15 protein-coding genes are annotated in these 14,540 nt (G+C 72.5%); 3 read left to right on the top strand and 12 right to left on the bottom strand.

Annotation, left to right across the window (positions count from 1 at the left end):
• Window positions 1–8: 8 nt before the first annotated feature.
• The 10 genes from ISU07_RS04895 to dacB form a co-directional block, all read right to left on the bottom strand.
• Window positions 9–518, bottom strand: coding sequence for a DUF3180 domain-containing protein (locus tag ISU07_RS04895; RefSeq protein ID WP_194705565.1), 510 nt, complete (start codon window positions 516–518; stop codon window positions 9–11).
• A 16-nt stretch (window positions 519–534) separates the two neighbouring features.
• Window positions 535–1,113 carry a 2-amino-4-hydroxy-6-hydroxymethyldihydropteridine diphosphokinase gene (folK, locus tag ISU07_RS04890; protein WP_194705564.1) on the bottom strand — a complete coding sequence of 193 codons (579 nt, stop codon included), beginning with the start codon at window positions 1,111–1,113 and terminating at the stop codon, window positions 535–537.
• Window positions 1,110–1,508 (bottom strand): dihydroneopterin aldolase, encoded by a 399-nt coding sequence (gene folB / locus ISU07_RS04885; protein ID WP_194705563.1) that lies wholly within the window; start codon window positions 1,506–1,508, stop codon window positions 1,110–1,112. Before folB ends, folK begins: the two co-directional genes overlap by 4 nt.
• A complete protein-coding gene (folP, locus tag ISU07_RS04880; protein ID WP_228521109.1) occupies window positions 1,505–2,377 on the bottom strand; it encodes a dihydropteroate synthase in 873 nt (290 codons plus the stop codon). Before folP ends, folB begins: the two co-directional genes overlap by 4 nt.
• 7 nt (window positions 2,378–2,384) lie before the next feature.
• Window positions 2,385–2,999, bottom strand: coding sequence for a GTP cyclohydrolase I FolE (gene folE / locus ISU07_RS04875; RefSeq protein ID WP_194705562.1), 615 nt, complete (start codon window positions 2,997–2,999; stop codon window positions 2,385–2,387).
• On the bottom strand, window positions 2,999–5,053 hold the full coding sequence (gene ftsH / locus ISU07_RS04870) for an ATP-dependent zinc metalloprotease FtsH (RefSeq protein WP_194705561.1): 2,055 nt from the start codon (window positions 5,051–5,053) through the stop codon (window positions 2,999–3,001). Before ftsH ends, folE begins: the two co-directional genes overlap by 1 nt.
• A 227-nt stretch (window positions 5,054–5,280) precedes the next feature.
• Complete coding sequence (hpt, locus tag ISU07_RS04865) at window positions 5,281–5,832, bottom strand: hypoxanthine phosphoribosyltransferase (protein WP_194705560.1); 552 nt, start codon at window positions 5,830–5,832, stop codon at window positions 5,281–5,283.
• 10 nt (window positions 5,833–5,842) lie between these two features.
• A complete protein-coding gene (gene tilS, locus ISU07_RS04860; protein WP_194705559.1) occupies window positions 5,843–6,814 on the bottom strand; it encodes a tRNA lysidine(34) synthetase TilS in 972 nt (323 codons plus the stop codon).
• Window positions 6,811–7,851, bottom strand: a complete 1,041-nt coding sequence (locus ISU07_RS04855; protein ID WP_228521108.1) for a zinc-dependent metalloprotease — start codon at window positions 7,849–7,851, stop codon at window positions 6,811–6,813. Before ISU07_RS04855 ends, tilS begins: the two co-directional genes overlap by 4 nt.
• A 9-nt stretch (window positions 7,852–7,860) precedes the next feature.
• Window positions 7,861–9,375: a D-alanyl-D-alanine carboxypeptidase/D-alanyl-D-alanine endopeptidase gene (gene dacB / locus ISU07_RS04850; protein ID WP_194705558.1), complete on the bottom strand. Its 1,515-nt coding sequence runs from the start codon at window positions 9,373–9,375 to the stop codon at window positions 7,861–7,863.
• 36 nt (window positions 9,376–9,411) lie between these two features.
• Here dacB and ISU07_RS04845 point away from each other — a divergent pair, with 36 nt between their 5' ends.
• From ISU07_RS04845 to ISU07_RS04835, 3 genes are read left to right on the top strand one after another with little or no spacing between them, the layout of a single operon-like run.
• On the top strand, window positions 9,412–10,326 hold the full coding sequence (locus tag ISU07_RS04845; protein ID WP_194705557.1) for a hypothetical protein: 915 nt from the start codon (window positions 9,412–9,414) through the stop codon (window positions 10,324–10,326).
• Complete coding sequence (locus ISU07_RS04840) at window positions 10,319–11,209, top strand: hypothetical protein (protein WP_194705556.1); 891 nt, start codon at window positions 10,319–10,321, stop codon at window positions 11,207–11,209. The genes ISU07_RS04845 and ISU07_RS04840 overlap by 8 nt, the downstream gene beginning before the upstream one ends.
• A gap of 27 nt (window positions 11,210–11,236) precedes the next feature.
• Window positions 11,237–11,776 (top strand): inorganic diphosphatase, encoded by a 540-nt coding sequence (locus tag ISU07_RS04835; RefSeq protein ID WP_194705757.1) that lies wholly within the window; start codon window positions 11,237–11,239, stop codon window positions 11,774–11,776.
• 108 nt (window positions 11,777–11,884) lie between these two features.
• Here ISU07_RS04835 and ISU07_RS04830 read toward each other — a convergent pair whose 3' ends face one another.
• A complete protein-coding gene (locus tag ISU07_RS04830) occupies window positions 11,885–12,481 on the bottom strand; it encodes an alpha/beta fold hydrolase (protein ID WP_194705555.1) in 597 nt (198 codons plus the stop codon).
• Window positions 12,478–14,511, bottom strand: coding sequence for an acyl-CoA dehydrogenase family protein (locus ISU07_RS04825; RefSeq protein WP_194705554.1), 2,034 nt, complete (start codon window positions 14,509–14,511; stop codon window positions 12,478–12,480). Before ISU07_RS04825 ends, ISU07_RS04830 begins: the two co-directional genes overlap by 4 nt.
• Window positions 14,512–14,540: the final 29 nt, after the last annotated feature.

The following is a 14,540-nucleotide window of genomic DNA, read 5'->3' as shown; positions in this document are numbered from 1 at the left end:
CGTTCAGGCTAGGGTGCGTCGTCCTCTTTCCGGACGCGACACGCGCGCTCCAGCAGGAGGGCGGTGACCACCACACAGGCGCCGCCGAGCCCCGCCACGAGGGAGCGTACGGCGCGTTGCTCGGCCAGCTCGGCGGAGACGCCGACCCAGCTCAGGGCGTACCCTAGGTACCCGCCGGCGACCAGCACGCCGACGTACGCGCACGCCCGCGCGAGCACCAGGCGGTTCACGGCCTGGTGCGACTGGAGCCGTTCGTTGCGCACGTGGACGCTGCGCCACGTCGCCCGCGCGGTCGCGGCGAGGATGGCCGCGACGAGGAAGAGCGCCAGTGGCTGGGCCCAGGTGACGATCGGCGCCGCGTCCATCGCGCGGTCGGCGTACGCGTGCAGCAACCAGCCACCGACCAGGCCGACGAGCCCCCACGCGGTGAGCACGGCCGGCGAGGTCGGCTGGAGGCGACCTTCGAGCGGCGTCTGCGGGTCGCGCTCGTCGTCCTCCGGGGGCGGCGCGTCCCTCATCCCCGACCTGGAGGTGTCACTGGTCCTGCAGGGTCAGGTCGTCGCGCAGCTTGAGGCCGTCGCGGTCCGGTGCCTTCTCGAGGAGCTCGGCGATCGGCCCGTGGTCGGGGAGCACGGCGTCCGGCTCGATGTCGTACCAGGGCTGGAGGACGAACGCGCGCTCGAAGGCCCGCGGGTGCGGGAGGACCAGGTGCTCGTCGTCGGCGCGGCGGTCGCCCACCACGATCACGTCGACGTCGAGGGTGCGCGGGGCGTTGACCGGGACGCCGTCGCCACGCTCGCGACCCATCGCGTCCTCGATGGCGTGGGCGCGGTCCAGCAGCCGGCTCGCGGCCAGGGTGGTGTCGATCAGGACGACCGCGTTGAGGAAGTTCTCCGAGCCGGGCGGGCAGTCGACGGGCTCGGTCTCGTACACCGGCGAGACACCGGTGACCCACACGTCCGGGGTGTCCGCGATGGCGTTCACGGCGCCCTGCAGGCTGGTCAGCCGCTCACCGAGGTTGGAGCCCAGGGACAGCACCGCACGCCGGATCGGTCGCATCTCGCCCGTGAGGGTGTCGGAGTCGGGAATGTGCGGGTTGGGGGTCTCCGTCATGTGGTGGCCTCACCTTCGGGGGGCTGGTCATCGGGGTGTCGGGAGCGGGTGACCGTGAGGGTGACGTCTCCGAACGTCGCGTCGATGGGAGCCTCCGGCTTGTGCACCGTGATCCTCGCCCATTCAACACGAACATCCCTGAGGCAGACGTCCGCGAGCCGCTGGGCCAGGGTCTCGATGAGGTCGACCGGGTCGGCCTCGACGGCCTGCTTGACCGACGCGACGAGGCTCCCGTAGTCCACCGTGTCGCGCAAGTCGTCAGTGGCCGCCGCCGGGGCGGTGTCCACGCCCAGCGTGAGATCCACCACGAAGGTCTGTCCCTCGCGTTTCTCGTGCTCGAAGACGCCGTGGTGGCCGTAGCACTCGATGCCCCACACGCTCAGCTCGTCGGTCACGGGGTGGGCTCCGTCGTCGGCTGGGTCCGGTTCCAGCGGGCCAGCGCCCGCAGCGCGTCGTGCGCGGCCCTAACGTCATGGGTGCGCAGGCCCCACACGCCCTGCTGTGCGAGCAGCACGTGCAGCGCGGACGACGCGTGCTCCCGGTCCTCGACGCCTCGCGCGACACCGTCGGGTCCGGCGAGCAGGCTGCCCAGGAAGGACTTGCGGGACGCGCCGACCAGGACCGGGTAGCCGAGGCGGGCGATCGGCTCGAGCCCCCGCAGCAGCGTCCAGTTGTGCTCGGCGGTCTTGGCGAACCCCAGCCCCGGGTCCAGCACGATCCGGTCGCGCTCGATCCCGGCGGCCAGCATCGCGTCCACCCGCTCCGCCAGCTCGTCGCGCACCGCGGCCACGACGCCGCCCGGGCCGTCGTACGTCGCGTGCTGCTGCATGGTGTCGCTGTGCGCGCGCCAGTGCATGGCGACGTACGCCGCCCCGGTCGCCGCCACCACCGGCAGCATGTCCGCGTCGGCCAGACCTCCGGAGACGTCGTTGACGATCGCCGCCCCCGCCTCGATGGCGGCTCGCGCCACCTCGCTGCGCATGGTGTCCACCGAGACGGTCGCGCCGTCCGCGGCCAGGGCCATGATCACCGGCACCACCCGGGCGAGCTCCTCCTCGACCAGCGGCCGGGTGGCCCCCGGACGGGTCGACTCCCCTCCCACGTCCAGGATGTCGGCTCCGGCCACGAGCAGCTCGCGCCCGTGGCTGATCGCCGCGTCCGGCGTGGCCCACCGGCCGCCGTCGGAGAAGGAGTCGGGCGTCACGTTCACCACGCCCATCAGCACGGGGCGGTCGGTGCGCGTGAGGTCGGCCGGCCGGATCATGGCCGCATCAGCCGTTGCGGTGGATCAGCGCCATCGCCTCGGACCGGGTGGCCGCGTTGTGCATCTGGCCGCGCACGGCCGAGGTGATCGTGCGGGCCCCGGCCTTGCGCACACCACGCATGGTCATGCAGAGGTGCTCGGCCTCGATCACCACGATCACGCCGCGGGCCTCGAGCAACCGCACCAGCGCGTCGGCGACCTGCGTCGTCAGCCGTTCCTGGACCTGCGGGCGCTTGGCGAAGACGTCCACGAGCCGGGCCAGCTTGGACAGGCCGGTGATCTTGCCGCTCTCGGCCGGGATGTACCCGACGTGGGCGACACCGGTGAACGGCACCAGGTGGTGCTCGCACATCGACCACAGCTCGATGTCGCGCACCAGGATCATCTCGTCGTGGCCGATGTCGAAGGTCGTGGTCAGCACGTCCTCGGGCGTCATCCGCAGGCCGGCCGTCATCTCGGCGTACGCCCGGGCCACCCGCGCCGGCGTCTCCCTGAGCCCCTCACGCTCGGGGTCCTCGCCGATGGCGATCAGCAGCTCGCGGACGGCAGCGGCCGCTCGGTCGTGGTCGAAGGGAGGGACGTCGGCCGGTGACCGCTCCGGCGTGGTGACGGGGTCGACCATCAGGTGGGGAGGTCTGCGCCCGAGCTGGGCGGCGTCACCTCGGGGTCGCCGTGCACGTCGCCGCCGCTCCCGGGAGGAGTCAGCACCGGCGCGGAGCGATCCTGCTGGTTGGTGCCGTTGATCTTGGCGCGGTCCCGGATCTCCTGCGGGATCTCGATCGGGGGGATCGTCGAGGGCACGCGGTCCGGCGAGCCCGTCCAGGCCGGTCGGTTGGGACGGCGGCGCAGCGGCTCGAAGATCTCGGCCACCTGCTCCTTGTCCAGCGTCTCCTTGTCGAGCAGCGCCAGCACGAGGGCGTCGAGCACGTCGCGGTTCTCGACGAGGATGTCGAACGCCTCCTGGTGGGCGTTGGCCAGCAGCTTCTTGGTCTCCTCGTCGACGACCGCGGCGACGTCCTCGGAGTAGTTGCGGCTGTGGCCCATGTCGCGGCCCAGGAACGGCTCGCTGTTGTCGTTGCCGAGCTGGATGGCGCCGAGGCGCTCGGTCATGCCGTACTGGGTGACCATGGCCCGCGCGAGCGCGGTCGCCTTCTCGATGTCGTTGCTGGCGCCGGTGGTCGGGTCGTGGAAGACCATCTCCTCCGCGGCGCGGCCGCCCATCATGTAGGCCAGCTTGTCGAGGATCTCCGAACGCGTCGTGGAGTACTTGTCCTGGTCGGGCAGCACCATCGTGTAGCCCAGGGCCCGGCCGCGCGGCAGGATCGTCACCTTGTGCACGGGGTCGGTGCCCGGCAGCGCCGCGGCGACGAGCGCGTGGCCGCCCTCGTGGTAGGCGGTGATCAGGATCTCGTGCTCGCTCATCAGGCGCGTGCGGCGCTGCGGGCCGGCGATCACGCGGTCGATGGCCTCGTCGAGCTCCAGGTTGCCGATCAGCTTCTCGTTGGCGCGCGCCGTCAGCAGGGCCGCCTCGTTGAGCACGTTGGCCAGGTCGGCGCCGGTGAACCCGGGCGTGCGCCGGGCCACCGACTTGAGGTCGATGTCGGGCGCCATCGGCTTGCCGCGCGAGTGCACGAGCAGGATCTGGTGGCGGCCGTTCAGGTCCGGGGCGTCGACCTGGATCTGGCGGTCGAAGCGGCCGGGACGGAGCAGGGCCGGGTCGAGCACGTCGGGCCGGTTGGTGGCGGCGATGAGGATGACGCCCCCGCGCACGTCGAAGCCGTCCATCTCGACCAGCAGCTGGTTGAGGGTCTGCTCGCGCTCGTCGTGGCCGCCGCCCATGCCGGCGCCGCGGTGACGGCCGACGGCGTCGATCTCGTCGATGAACACGATGGCCGGGGCGTTCTCCTTGGCTTGCTCGAACAGGTCGCGGACGCGGCTCGCGCCCACGCCGACGAACATCTCGACGAAGTCGGAGCCGGAGATGGAGTAGAAGGGGACGCCGGCCTCACCCGCGACCGCGCGGGCCAGCAGCGTCTTGCCGGTGCCGGGCGGGCCGTACAGCAGCACGCCCTTGGGGATCTTGGCCCCGACGGCCTGGAACTTGGCGGGCTCCTGGAGGAACTCCTTGATCTCGCCGAGCTCCTCGATGGCCTCCTCGCAGCCGGCGACGTCGTTGAACGTCGTCTTCGGCATGTCCTTGGTGATCAGCTTGGCCTTGGAGCGGGCGAACTGCATGATGCCGCGGCCGCCGCCGCCCTGGACCTGGTTCATCAGGAAGATGAAGAGGAAGACGATCAGCGCGAACGGCAGCAGCGTCGCCAGGATCGAGCCGAGCAGGCTGGGCTGGGGGTTCTCGGAGTTGGCCTTCTCGATGGTGCCGTCGGCGACCTGCTGGTCCACCAGGTCGACCAGGCCCTCCTGCTGGCCGTCGATCCAGTGCGCCTGCACCTTGTCGCCGCCGTTGCGGTCGACGCCCTGGTCGAGGGTCGCCTTCATCACCTGGTCGCCGTCGACGAAGGTGATCTCCTTGACCTGCCCGCTGGAGATGTACTGACGCATCTCGGAGGTCTGGATCTCGTCGTACCCACCGCTCGGCGTGAGGTACTGCAGGGCCAGGAGCACGCCGACGACGGCGATGACGATCCACAGCCAGGGACCCTTGAGCAAACGCTTCACGAGACTCTTTTCGCACACCCCGGTCGGGGCACTGATCTGAAGGGACGACGGTACCGCCCGCCGACAACGACCATTCTCTCAGGCGCAACGAGCGAGCGGGACCGGAACGTTCCCGAGAACCGGAGGCGGTGTCCGGGTGTGTCCGGTGTCTCGTCGAGGTAGTCCCTGACGTCTGGGCCCTTACCTGGGGCGCCAGAGGGCCCACACGTCAGGGACTACGCCGGGCGTCAGCTGTAGACGTGCGGGCTCAGGGTGCCGATGTCGCGCAGGTTGCGGTAGCGCTCGCGGTAGTCGAGTCCGTAGCCGACGACGAACTCGTTCGGGATGTCCCATCCCACGTACTTGACCTCGACGGGCATCTGGAGGGCCTCGGGCTTGCGGAGCAGGGTGCAGATCTCGACGCTGGCGGGCTCGCGGGAGGTGAGGTTCGAGGTCAGCCAGGAGAGCGTGAGGCCGGTGTCGATGATCTCGTCGACGATGAGGACGTGCCGGCCGGTGATGTCGGTGTCGAGGTCCTTGAGGATGCGGACGACGCCGCTGGACTTGGTGCCGGAGCCGTACGACGAGATCGCCATCCAGTCCATCTCCACGTGCCGGCTCAGGCTGCGGGCCAGGTCGGCCATCACCATCACCGCGCCGCGCAGGATCCCGACGATCAGCAGGTCGTGGCCGGCGTAGTCGCGCTCGATCTCGGACGCGAGCTCGCCGAGGCGGTCCTGGATCTGCTTCTCGGTGAACAGCACGTTCACGAGGTCCTGCTCGACGTGGCTGGCGTCCATGTGAGCGACCCTAGCCGGGCACGAACACCAGCGCGCCGTCCACCCTCGTCCCGCGAACGTGGCCGGGCAGGTCGACCGCACCTTGGCCGTGCCAGTCGGTGACGAGGGCGTCCAGGGCGAGCACGTGCTCGTGGAACAGCTCGGCGTCACGCGCCCCGGCAGCCAGCGCGGCCAGGCGCAGCACGCGGGTCCGTACGGCGGCCGGCAGCGCAGCCAGGTCCGTGACCGGCAGCGGTCGGTCGAGGGAGTCGTGGGCGGCCGCCGCGAGGGCGTCGAGGTGCTCGACGTCCTGGCGGAGCTGGTCGGCGGTCCGCGCGAGAGCGGCTCCGACGCCGGGGCCGAGCTCCGCCTCCAGGGTCGGCAGCACCACATCGCGCACCCGGGTGCGCGTGAACCGCGGGTCCGCGTTGGCGGGGTCGGTCCACCACTCGATGCCCTGCTCGCGGCACGCCGCCTCGGTCTGCTCGCGGGTCACGCCGAGGAACGGCCGCAGGAACACGCCGTACTCCCGTCGCATCCCGGCCAGCGCCCGGGCGCCGCTCCCGCGGGCCAGGCCGAGCAGCACCGTCTCGGCCTGGTCGTCGCGGGTGTGCCCGAGGAGCACAGTCGTCGACCCGAAGCGTTCGGCGATCTCCTCGAGCACGGCGTACCTGGCCTGGCGCGCGGCCGCCTCGAGCCCCTGGCCCTCGGCGGTCACGCTCACCCGGATGGCCGCTGTCTCGTCGGCCCCCAGCGCGGCCATCTGGCCCACAACGCGGGTGGCCACCTCCGAGGAGTCGTCGCGCAGGGCGTGGTCGACGGTCACGCCGACGACCGGCCACGGCCGCTGGCGCGCCTCGAACACGGCGGCGGCCAGCAGGGCCAAGGAGTCCGCCCCGCCGGAGCAGGCGACGAGCACCGGGGCGCTGCCGAGATCGGCGGCCGCGAGCGCACGGCGTACGGCGACCCTCGTCGCCGCAACCGTGGGAGCCGGACCGCTCACAGCACGCGGGACACCCAGGCGGCCGGGTCGGCGATCTCGGCCTTGGAGGGCAGGTGGGCGGGGTCCTGCCAGACGACGTTGAAGTCGGCCATGCCGACCTTGTCGACGACACCCCGGACGAACTTCGCGCCGTCGCGGTACTGGGCCATCTTGGCGTCGAGCCCGAGCACACGGCGCAGGAACCGGTCGAGCGGGCCGGCGCCCTTGCGGCGGGTGTTGAACCTCTTGCGGATCTCCGCGACCGACGGGATGACCGACGGGCCGACGCCGTCCATCACGACATCGGCGTGGCCCTCGAGCAACGACATGACACCGGTGAGGTGGTCCATGATCTCGCGCTGCTCGGGCGTGCCCAGCACGTCGAGCAGCGACCCGCGCTGCCCGTCGGGACCGCCGCGGGTCGCCTCGACCAGGCGCCGGAGCCCGTCGTCGAGGAGCTTGGTCGGCTCCAGCTGGTCGGCGAGCCGCTCGATCTGGCCGAACAGGTGGTCGCGCATCCAGGGCACCGCGGTGAACTGCACACGGTGGGTCTCCTCGTGCAGGCAGACCCAGAGCCGGAAGTCCGTGGGGTTCGCGCCCAGCTCGCGCTCGACGTGCACGATGTTCGGTGCCACGAGCAGCAGGCGGCCGGCCGGGTCGCGGAACGGGTCGAACTGACCCAGCACCTTGCCGCCGAGGAAGCCGAGCACGGCGCCCACCTCGGCGCCGGTGACCCGCGAGCCGACGGCCTTGCTGACGCCGGTGGGCGGGCCCTTCTTCTCCGTCATCTTCGCCACCATCGGCGAGAGCAGGACGTCGAAGCTCTCGGTGTTGGCGCGGATCCAGCCGGGGCGGTCCACGACGTACAGCGGCGCGGTCTTCTCGGCGGCGACGAGCCCGGTGTACTCGCGCACCAGCGACGTCGACCGGCCGGCGTCCTCGCGGAGCTCGGCGACGACGGCGCGGGCCTCGTCCCGGCTGATGTCGGGACCCGGCCCGGCCAGGCGGGTGCCGACCGAGATCGCGAGCTCCCAGTCGATCATCTCCGACGCCGTCATGGGGCGAACCTACCCAGCGCCACCTACTGAGCAATGGCAACCGCCGAGGGCGGCGGCCGCCGCGTCGAGGGCGTTCTCGGCCGCCGTGCCCTTCAGGAGGGCCACGCGGTCGGCCATCAGCACGAACGCCGCCGAGCTGCCGTCCTGGTCGGTGACGACGCCCGCGAGGGCGGCGGTGTTGCGCAACGTGCCCGTCTTCGCACGCACGTGACCGCGGGCGAGGGGGGCGACGTCGGCGAAGCGGTACTCGAGCGAGCCGGTGAACCCGGCCACCGGCAGCCCGCTCAGGACGGCGCGCAGCTCGGGGTGCTCGGTGGAGGCGGCGGCCCGGAGCACGTCGGTGAGGGTCCCGGGGTCGAGCTCGTTGTCCCGGGACAGCCCGCTGCCGTCGTACCACTCGTCCCCGTCGAGCCGGACGCCCAGCTCGGTCAGTGCCTGCGCGACACCCTTCACCCCGCCGGCGAACGACGCCCGGCCGACCGTGGCCAGCCCCACCTGGTGGGCGAGCACCTCCGCGGCCTCGTTGTCGCTGACGGTCAGCACCCGCTCGACGATCTCCGCCAGCGGCGGGCTGCTCAGCTCGGCGACCGGCGTGGCGTCCTGGCCGACGACGCGGTGCTCGGGCGCACCGGCGACGACGAGGCCGGCCGCGCGCAGCTCGACGGCGAAGTACGTCGCCGCGGTCAGCGACGGGTCCGCCACCCGGCCGGAGCCGTCGGCCGGGTGGCCCTCGTCGGCCCACAGCGCGGTGATGGGCGCGACGACGCCGTCCGGCAGGTACGTCTTTTCCCACCGGGGGCTGGCCTGCGGCCCGGTGAACAGCGAGTCGTCGTAGGCGAGCCGGACGCGGCGTACTCCCTGGCCGGCCAGCGCCCTCGCGGTCGTCCGGGCGAGCGTGCGCAGGTCGGCACGGTGCGGGTAGACAGGCTCGCCCTTCGGGGCCGGCTTGCTGGCCAGGTACGGGTCGCCGCCGCCGACGAGCACCAGCCGCCGCTTCTTGCCATGGCCCTCGAGCACCACCTTCGTGGTGAAGCGGTGGTCGGGGCCCAGGACGTGCAGCGCCGCGGCCGCGGTGAGGAGCTTGGTGGTGGACGCGGGCCGCGCGGCGTCGCCGGCGCGGAAGACCTCGTCCCCCGTCGACAGGTCGGTGACCAGGGCGACCACGTGCGGCCCGAGGTCGCGGTCCGCCAGCAGCGGTGCCAGCACGCGGGCCACCTTGCGCGGGGCCAGCCCACCGTCCTGGTCCTCCGCCCTGGCCACCGCGACGGCCGACGGCGTGCTCGGAGCCGGGATGCTCACGCCGGGCGGGGGAGGTACGGCGGCCGGCTGCGTCGTCGGGTCCGGCCCCTTCGGCGTCCCCGTGCCGAACCAGCGGTTGCCGAGGTCCCACTGGTACGACGCGACGCCGCCGGCCAGGACGAGGAGCACCAGAGCGATCGGGACGACGGTCGTCGGCCGGCGTCGTCGCTGGCGCGCCGCCATCCTGGTCTCCTCCCGGACGAACCGTTCCGCCCGTACGGGCATCAGTAGGGTAGGCGGACCTTGGGGGAGGTACGGATGGTGCGGTCCTGGCGGTGGTGCTCCGTGGCCGCGGCGATGACGATGCTCGCCGTCGCGCCGCCGGCCGACGCCGTACCCACCGGCACCTACGTCGACAGGGGGACGCTCCGGATCGTGGCAGCGCCGGGCGACCGGACGGTCCAGGTCGCCGTCGAACAGTTCGACGGCGGCGAGGCGCCGGGACCCGGCTCCTACACCGACGTCGTCGGCCACGTGCGACTGACCGCCGACGTGCCGTGCGGGAGCCTCGAGGGTCGTTTCCACCAGTGCGACGGCACGCCTCACCGGGTGGTGCTCGACGGTGGGCAGGCCCACGCGGACTTCTCCGTCAAGGCGTGGGACTCGGCGTACGTCGAGGCCCGGTTGACCGCCGGAGCGCGAGGCGGCCACCTCGTGACGCGCGCCAGCCACGCGACGTTCATCGGCCGGCGTGGCCCCGACCGGGTCACCTACCGGCTCGACGACAGCTCGGGCAGCGCGCTGGAGCGCGGTGAGCTCGTGGTCGCGACGGGCCGTGGCGACGACGTCGTCGTGCTGCAGGGGACGGGCGCGATACTCCACGGACCGCACGGCTCGCCGGCGGTGATCCGGCTCGGCGCCGGGGACGACAAGTTCCGCGCGCGCATCGTCCACGGACCGGCACCGGTGCGGGTGCTCGGACGCGCCGGGGCCGACGACCTGCAGGCGGGCTCGGACGACGCGTCGTACGGCGGCCCCGGCGACGACATCCTCGGCAACGGGCGGCTCATCGTCGGTGGGTCCGGTCGCGACGTCATCACGGCCGGATGGCAGACCCTGCGCATCCGTGCTGCCGACGGGGAGGCCGACTCCGTCACCTGCCTGTCGCGGCGGACCGTCGTGCATGCGGACCCGGTCGACCGCGTCTCCGGGTGTCGGGTGGTGCTCCATGCGTAGGTCGGCCGTGGTGGTGATCGCCGCCGTCGTCGGCTCGGTCCTCCTGGGCGCTGCCCCTGCCGACGCCGTGCCGACGGGCGAGTACGAGACCCAGGGCGTCCTGCGGATCACGGCCCAGCCGGGCGACCGGCGGATGCGCGTCGAGGTCTCGCCCGACCTGCCCCTCTCCGACAGCGGGCCCACGACGTACGTGCGCGGGAGGGTCGACCTCGGCGACGACTGCTTCCTCCTGCCGGACGGTCCGCGGCAGTACGCCTGCCGGGGCAAGCCGTCGTTGGTGGTCCTGGACGGTGGCCCTGCCCGCGTCCACTTCCTCGTGTCGGGCGACGTGACGCCGCCGGCCCGGCTGGTCTCGGGTCGGCGGGGCGGCTGGATGATGTCCGACGGCCCGCAGGCGCGGTTCATCGGCCGCGGCGGGCGCGACGTGGCGGTGTGGGAGCCCTACGACTACGGGCGGCTCTCCCTGGTCGTCCGCCTCCACGGTGGTGACGACCGGTTCGAGCTCAGCTCCGTCCACCAAGCGGTGCACGGCCCCCACGGGCCCGGCCCGGCGAGGGTCCTCCTCGGTGCCGGTGACGACGGCTTCGCCCTGGACGTCGAGCCCGGGACCGAGCTCGTGGTGGTGGGCGGCACGGGCAACGACCAGATCAGCCTCGCGCGTCGGCAGACCGGACGAGGCGGCCCCGGGGCGGACACCCTGCGCCGCGGCGTACACCTCGTCGGCGGACGGGGTGAGGACGTGCTGACGGGTGGGTCGTTCACCCGGCTGGTCGACGCCGTCGACGGCGACCGTGACGTCGTGACCTGCGCGTCGGACAAGACCGTCGTCCGGGCTGACCGCATCGACGACGTGTCCGCATCCTGCGTCCATGTGCTGCGCTGACGCAGGTCTGGCAGAGTGGCGTCCGTGCTGGAGTTCGACGTCCTGGTGGAGATCCCGAAGGGGAGCCGCAACAAGTACGAGGTCGACCACGAGTCGGGCCGGATCCGGCTCGACCGGACGCTGTTCACCTCGACGCAGTACCCCGCCGACTACGGGTTCATCGAGAACACCCTCGGCCTCGACGGCGACCCCCTCGACGCGCTGGTGCTGCTCATCGGCGAGCCGACGTTCCCCGGGTGCCTGATCAAGTCGCGGGCGATCGGGATGTACCGGATGACCGACGAGGCCGGCGGCGACGACAAGGTCCTCTGCGTGCCGGTGTCCGACCCGCGCCTGGAGCACCTGCGCGACATCAACCACCTGCCGAAGTTCGACCGGCTGGAGATCGAGCACTTCTTCCAGGTCTACAAGGAGCTCGAGCCCGGCAAGTCCGTCGAGGGCGCCAACTGGGTCGGCCGCGACGAGGCCGAGGCCGAGGTACGGGCCTCCTTCAAGCGCGAGGAGGAGCGGGGCCACGGCTCCGACCTCGCCAACCTGGCCGACGACTCGCTGGGCGAGAACCGGTAGGTCACTGCCGGTCGCAGCGGGGCGGGATACCCGCTCGAGCGGGTATCCCTGAGCTTTGGCGTCGTTGCAACGACGCCGAAGCGGCGGGAACGACGCCGAAGCTCGCGCTCAGCGGGCCACGAACCTCGCCATCGCGCGGGTGATCTCGGCCAGGGCGTCGACGGAGCGGAACGCGTCCGAGGGGTCGATGAGGCCGTGGTCGATGCCGTCGAGCTGGAGCACGTCGCAGCCGTCGGCGGCCAGCGAGGCGGCGACGTCCGCGTCCCAGAGCCGGTCGGTGGTCCCGCCGACGAGCAGCTGCCGGGCCGGGTTGGCGCGGATGGCCTCGACGAGCTCGGGCACCACCAGCAGCGGGGTGAGCCAGATGGCGGGGTACTCGCGCTCGGCCGCCAGCGCCGCGGCGTACGTGCCGAGCGACTTGCCGACCACGAGCACCGGGCCCTGGTGCTCGCCCACGGCCGTCGCGAGCTGGTCGCGCACCCACGAGACCTCCTCGGCGAGCGAGAGCGAGTCGTTGTCCGGCGGCTCCCACCAGACGTCGCGGACGCGCCAGCCGGCGGCGCGCAGCACGTACCCGGCGTACGCGCAGCCCGGCGCGGCCGGCGGGTAGCCGCGACCCGGCAGCACGACGGCGAGGCCGACCGGGTCTCCCGCGGGCTCCCACACGTCGGTCGGCACACCCGGCGGGAACCTGCGGGCGGTCACGAGCCGACCAGGTCCGGCGAGCGCAGCATGCTGGGAGGTACGCCGAACGCGTCGACGAGCTCCACGGCGATCGGCCGCACGCGCCGGCAGAGCCGGTTCACCTCGCGGGAGATCGCCTTGGACCGTACGACGGTGAGCCGGCCGTGCTCCATGAACCAGGCCCGGTCCGCCTCGATGACCGACAGCGCGTGCAGGTCGCAGAGGAGTGACAGCGCGCGGCGGTTCTCCGACTCGGGGAGCGCGGCGAGCTTGTCGACGAACGCCTCGAGCACCAGCCGCTCCACGTGCGAGCGGGCGGCCGCGATCACGTGGTCCTGCACCCGCGAGAACACCTCTCCGGGATGGCGGCCCGCGTCGATGCCCCGCTTGAGCCGGCGCGCGACCCCGGCGAGCTGGTGCTCCTCGCGGAACCGGAGCATCGCCAGGTGGTAGTTGGTGTCGAGGATCCCCGCCTCGTCGTCCCACTTCTCGCCACCGGGCAGCACGTCCTTGATGCGCTCCAGCAGCTTGTGCACGCTGGTCCGCTCGACGACCGTGTCGACGGCCATCCCGGCCACGAACCGCACCATCCCGAGCTGGTCCATCTCCTCGAACTCGCCCGCGTAGTCGGTCAGCAGCCCCTTCGCGACCAGCTGCAGCAGCACGTGGTTGTCGCCCTCGAACGTCGTGAACACGTCGGTGTCCGCCTTGAGGGCGGCGAACCGGTTCACCGCGAGGTACCCGGCCCCGCCGCACGCCTCCCGGCACTCCTGGATCGTCCGCGTCGCGTGCCAGGTGCCCAGCGCCTTGGTGCCTGCCGCCCGCGACTCCAGCTCGCGGCGCCCCTTCTCGTCGACGTCGCCGGTCGGTCCACGGGAGAACACCTCGTGCAGCCGCGCGGCGACGACCTCCTGGGCGAAGTGCAGCGCGTACGTCCGCGCCAGCAGTGGGAACAGCCGCCGCTGGTGCATCCCGTAGTCGAGGAGGAGCTGTTCCTCGTCCTCGCTCACGGCCTCGAACTGCCGCCGGCGCACGCCGTACCTCACCGCGATCGCCAGCGCGACCTTGGCCGCGTTGATCCCGGCGCCGCCCACGCACACCCGGCCCTGGACCAGCGTGCCGAGCATGGTGAAGAAGCGGCGGTTCGGGTTCTCGATGTCGCTGGAGTACGTGCCGTCCTCGGCCACGTCGGCGAACTGGTTGAGCAGCGCCTCCCGCGGCACCCGCACGCCGTCGAACCACAGCCGCCCGTTGTCCACGCCGTTGAGGCCGAGCTTGAGGCCGTCGTCCTCGACGCGCACGCCGGGCAGCACCGCTCCCGACTCGTCGCGGATGGGCACGACGAACGCGTGCACGCCGTGCCGCTCGCCCTGGGTGTCCAGCTGCGCGAAGACCACGGCCAGCCGCGCGTGCCGGGCCGCGTTGCCGATGTAGTCCTTGCGTGACTCCTCGCCCAGCTCGTCGACCGGCGTCGTGATGACGAACTCCCCGGCGCCGGCGTCGTACGTCGCCACCGTGCCGAGCGCCTGCACGTTGCTGCCGTGCCCGGTCTCGGTCATCGCGAAGCAGCCGAGCAGCTTCCCGGTCACCAGGTCGCGCAGGTAGGCGTCGTGGTGGCGTCGAGTGCCCAGCTGGAGGATCGCGCCGCCGAACAGCCCGAACTGGACGCCCGTCTTCACCAGCACCGACAGGTCGCCGTACGCCAGCGTCTCGAACGCCGCGACCGACGCGCCGATGTCGCCCCCGCCGCCGTGCTCGGTCGGGAAGCCCATCCCCGTCTGCCCGGTGGCGGCCATCTCGAGCACCAGGTCGCGGACCTTGTCGCGGTACTCGTCGCGCGGCAGGGTCTCGGCCTCCTCGAGGATCGAGGCGTACGTCGTGAGGTTGCGGCGGACCAGGTCGCGCACCTCGGCGTACCGTCCGTCGAGCAGGGCGGTGAGCTCCGCGACGTCCACGTCCGGTGGCGGCGGCGGGGCCTCGGCGATGGGGGTTTCGTCGGCGTCAGGTGGCACCGTGTGGGTCTCGATGTCGCTGGCGGCGTCGGTGGCCATGGATTTCACGCTACCGGGGAGGAGAGGCT

It is taken from the genome of Nocardioides islandensis, assembly GCF_015352455.1.
GTDB lineage: Bacteria > Actinomycetota > Actinomycetes > Propionibacteriales > Nocardioidaceae > Nocardioides > Nocardioides islandensis.
This window is presented reverse-complemented; position numbering and strand designations above follow the sequence as displayed.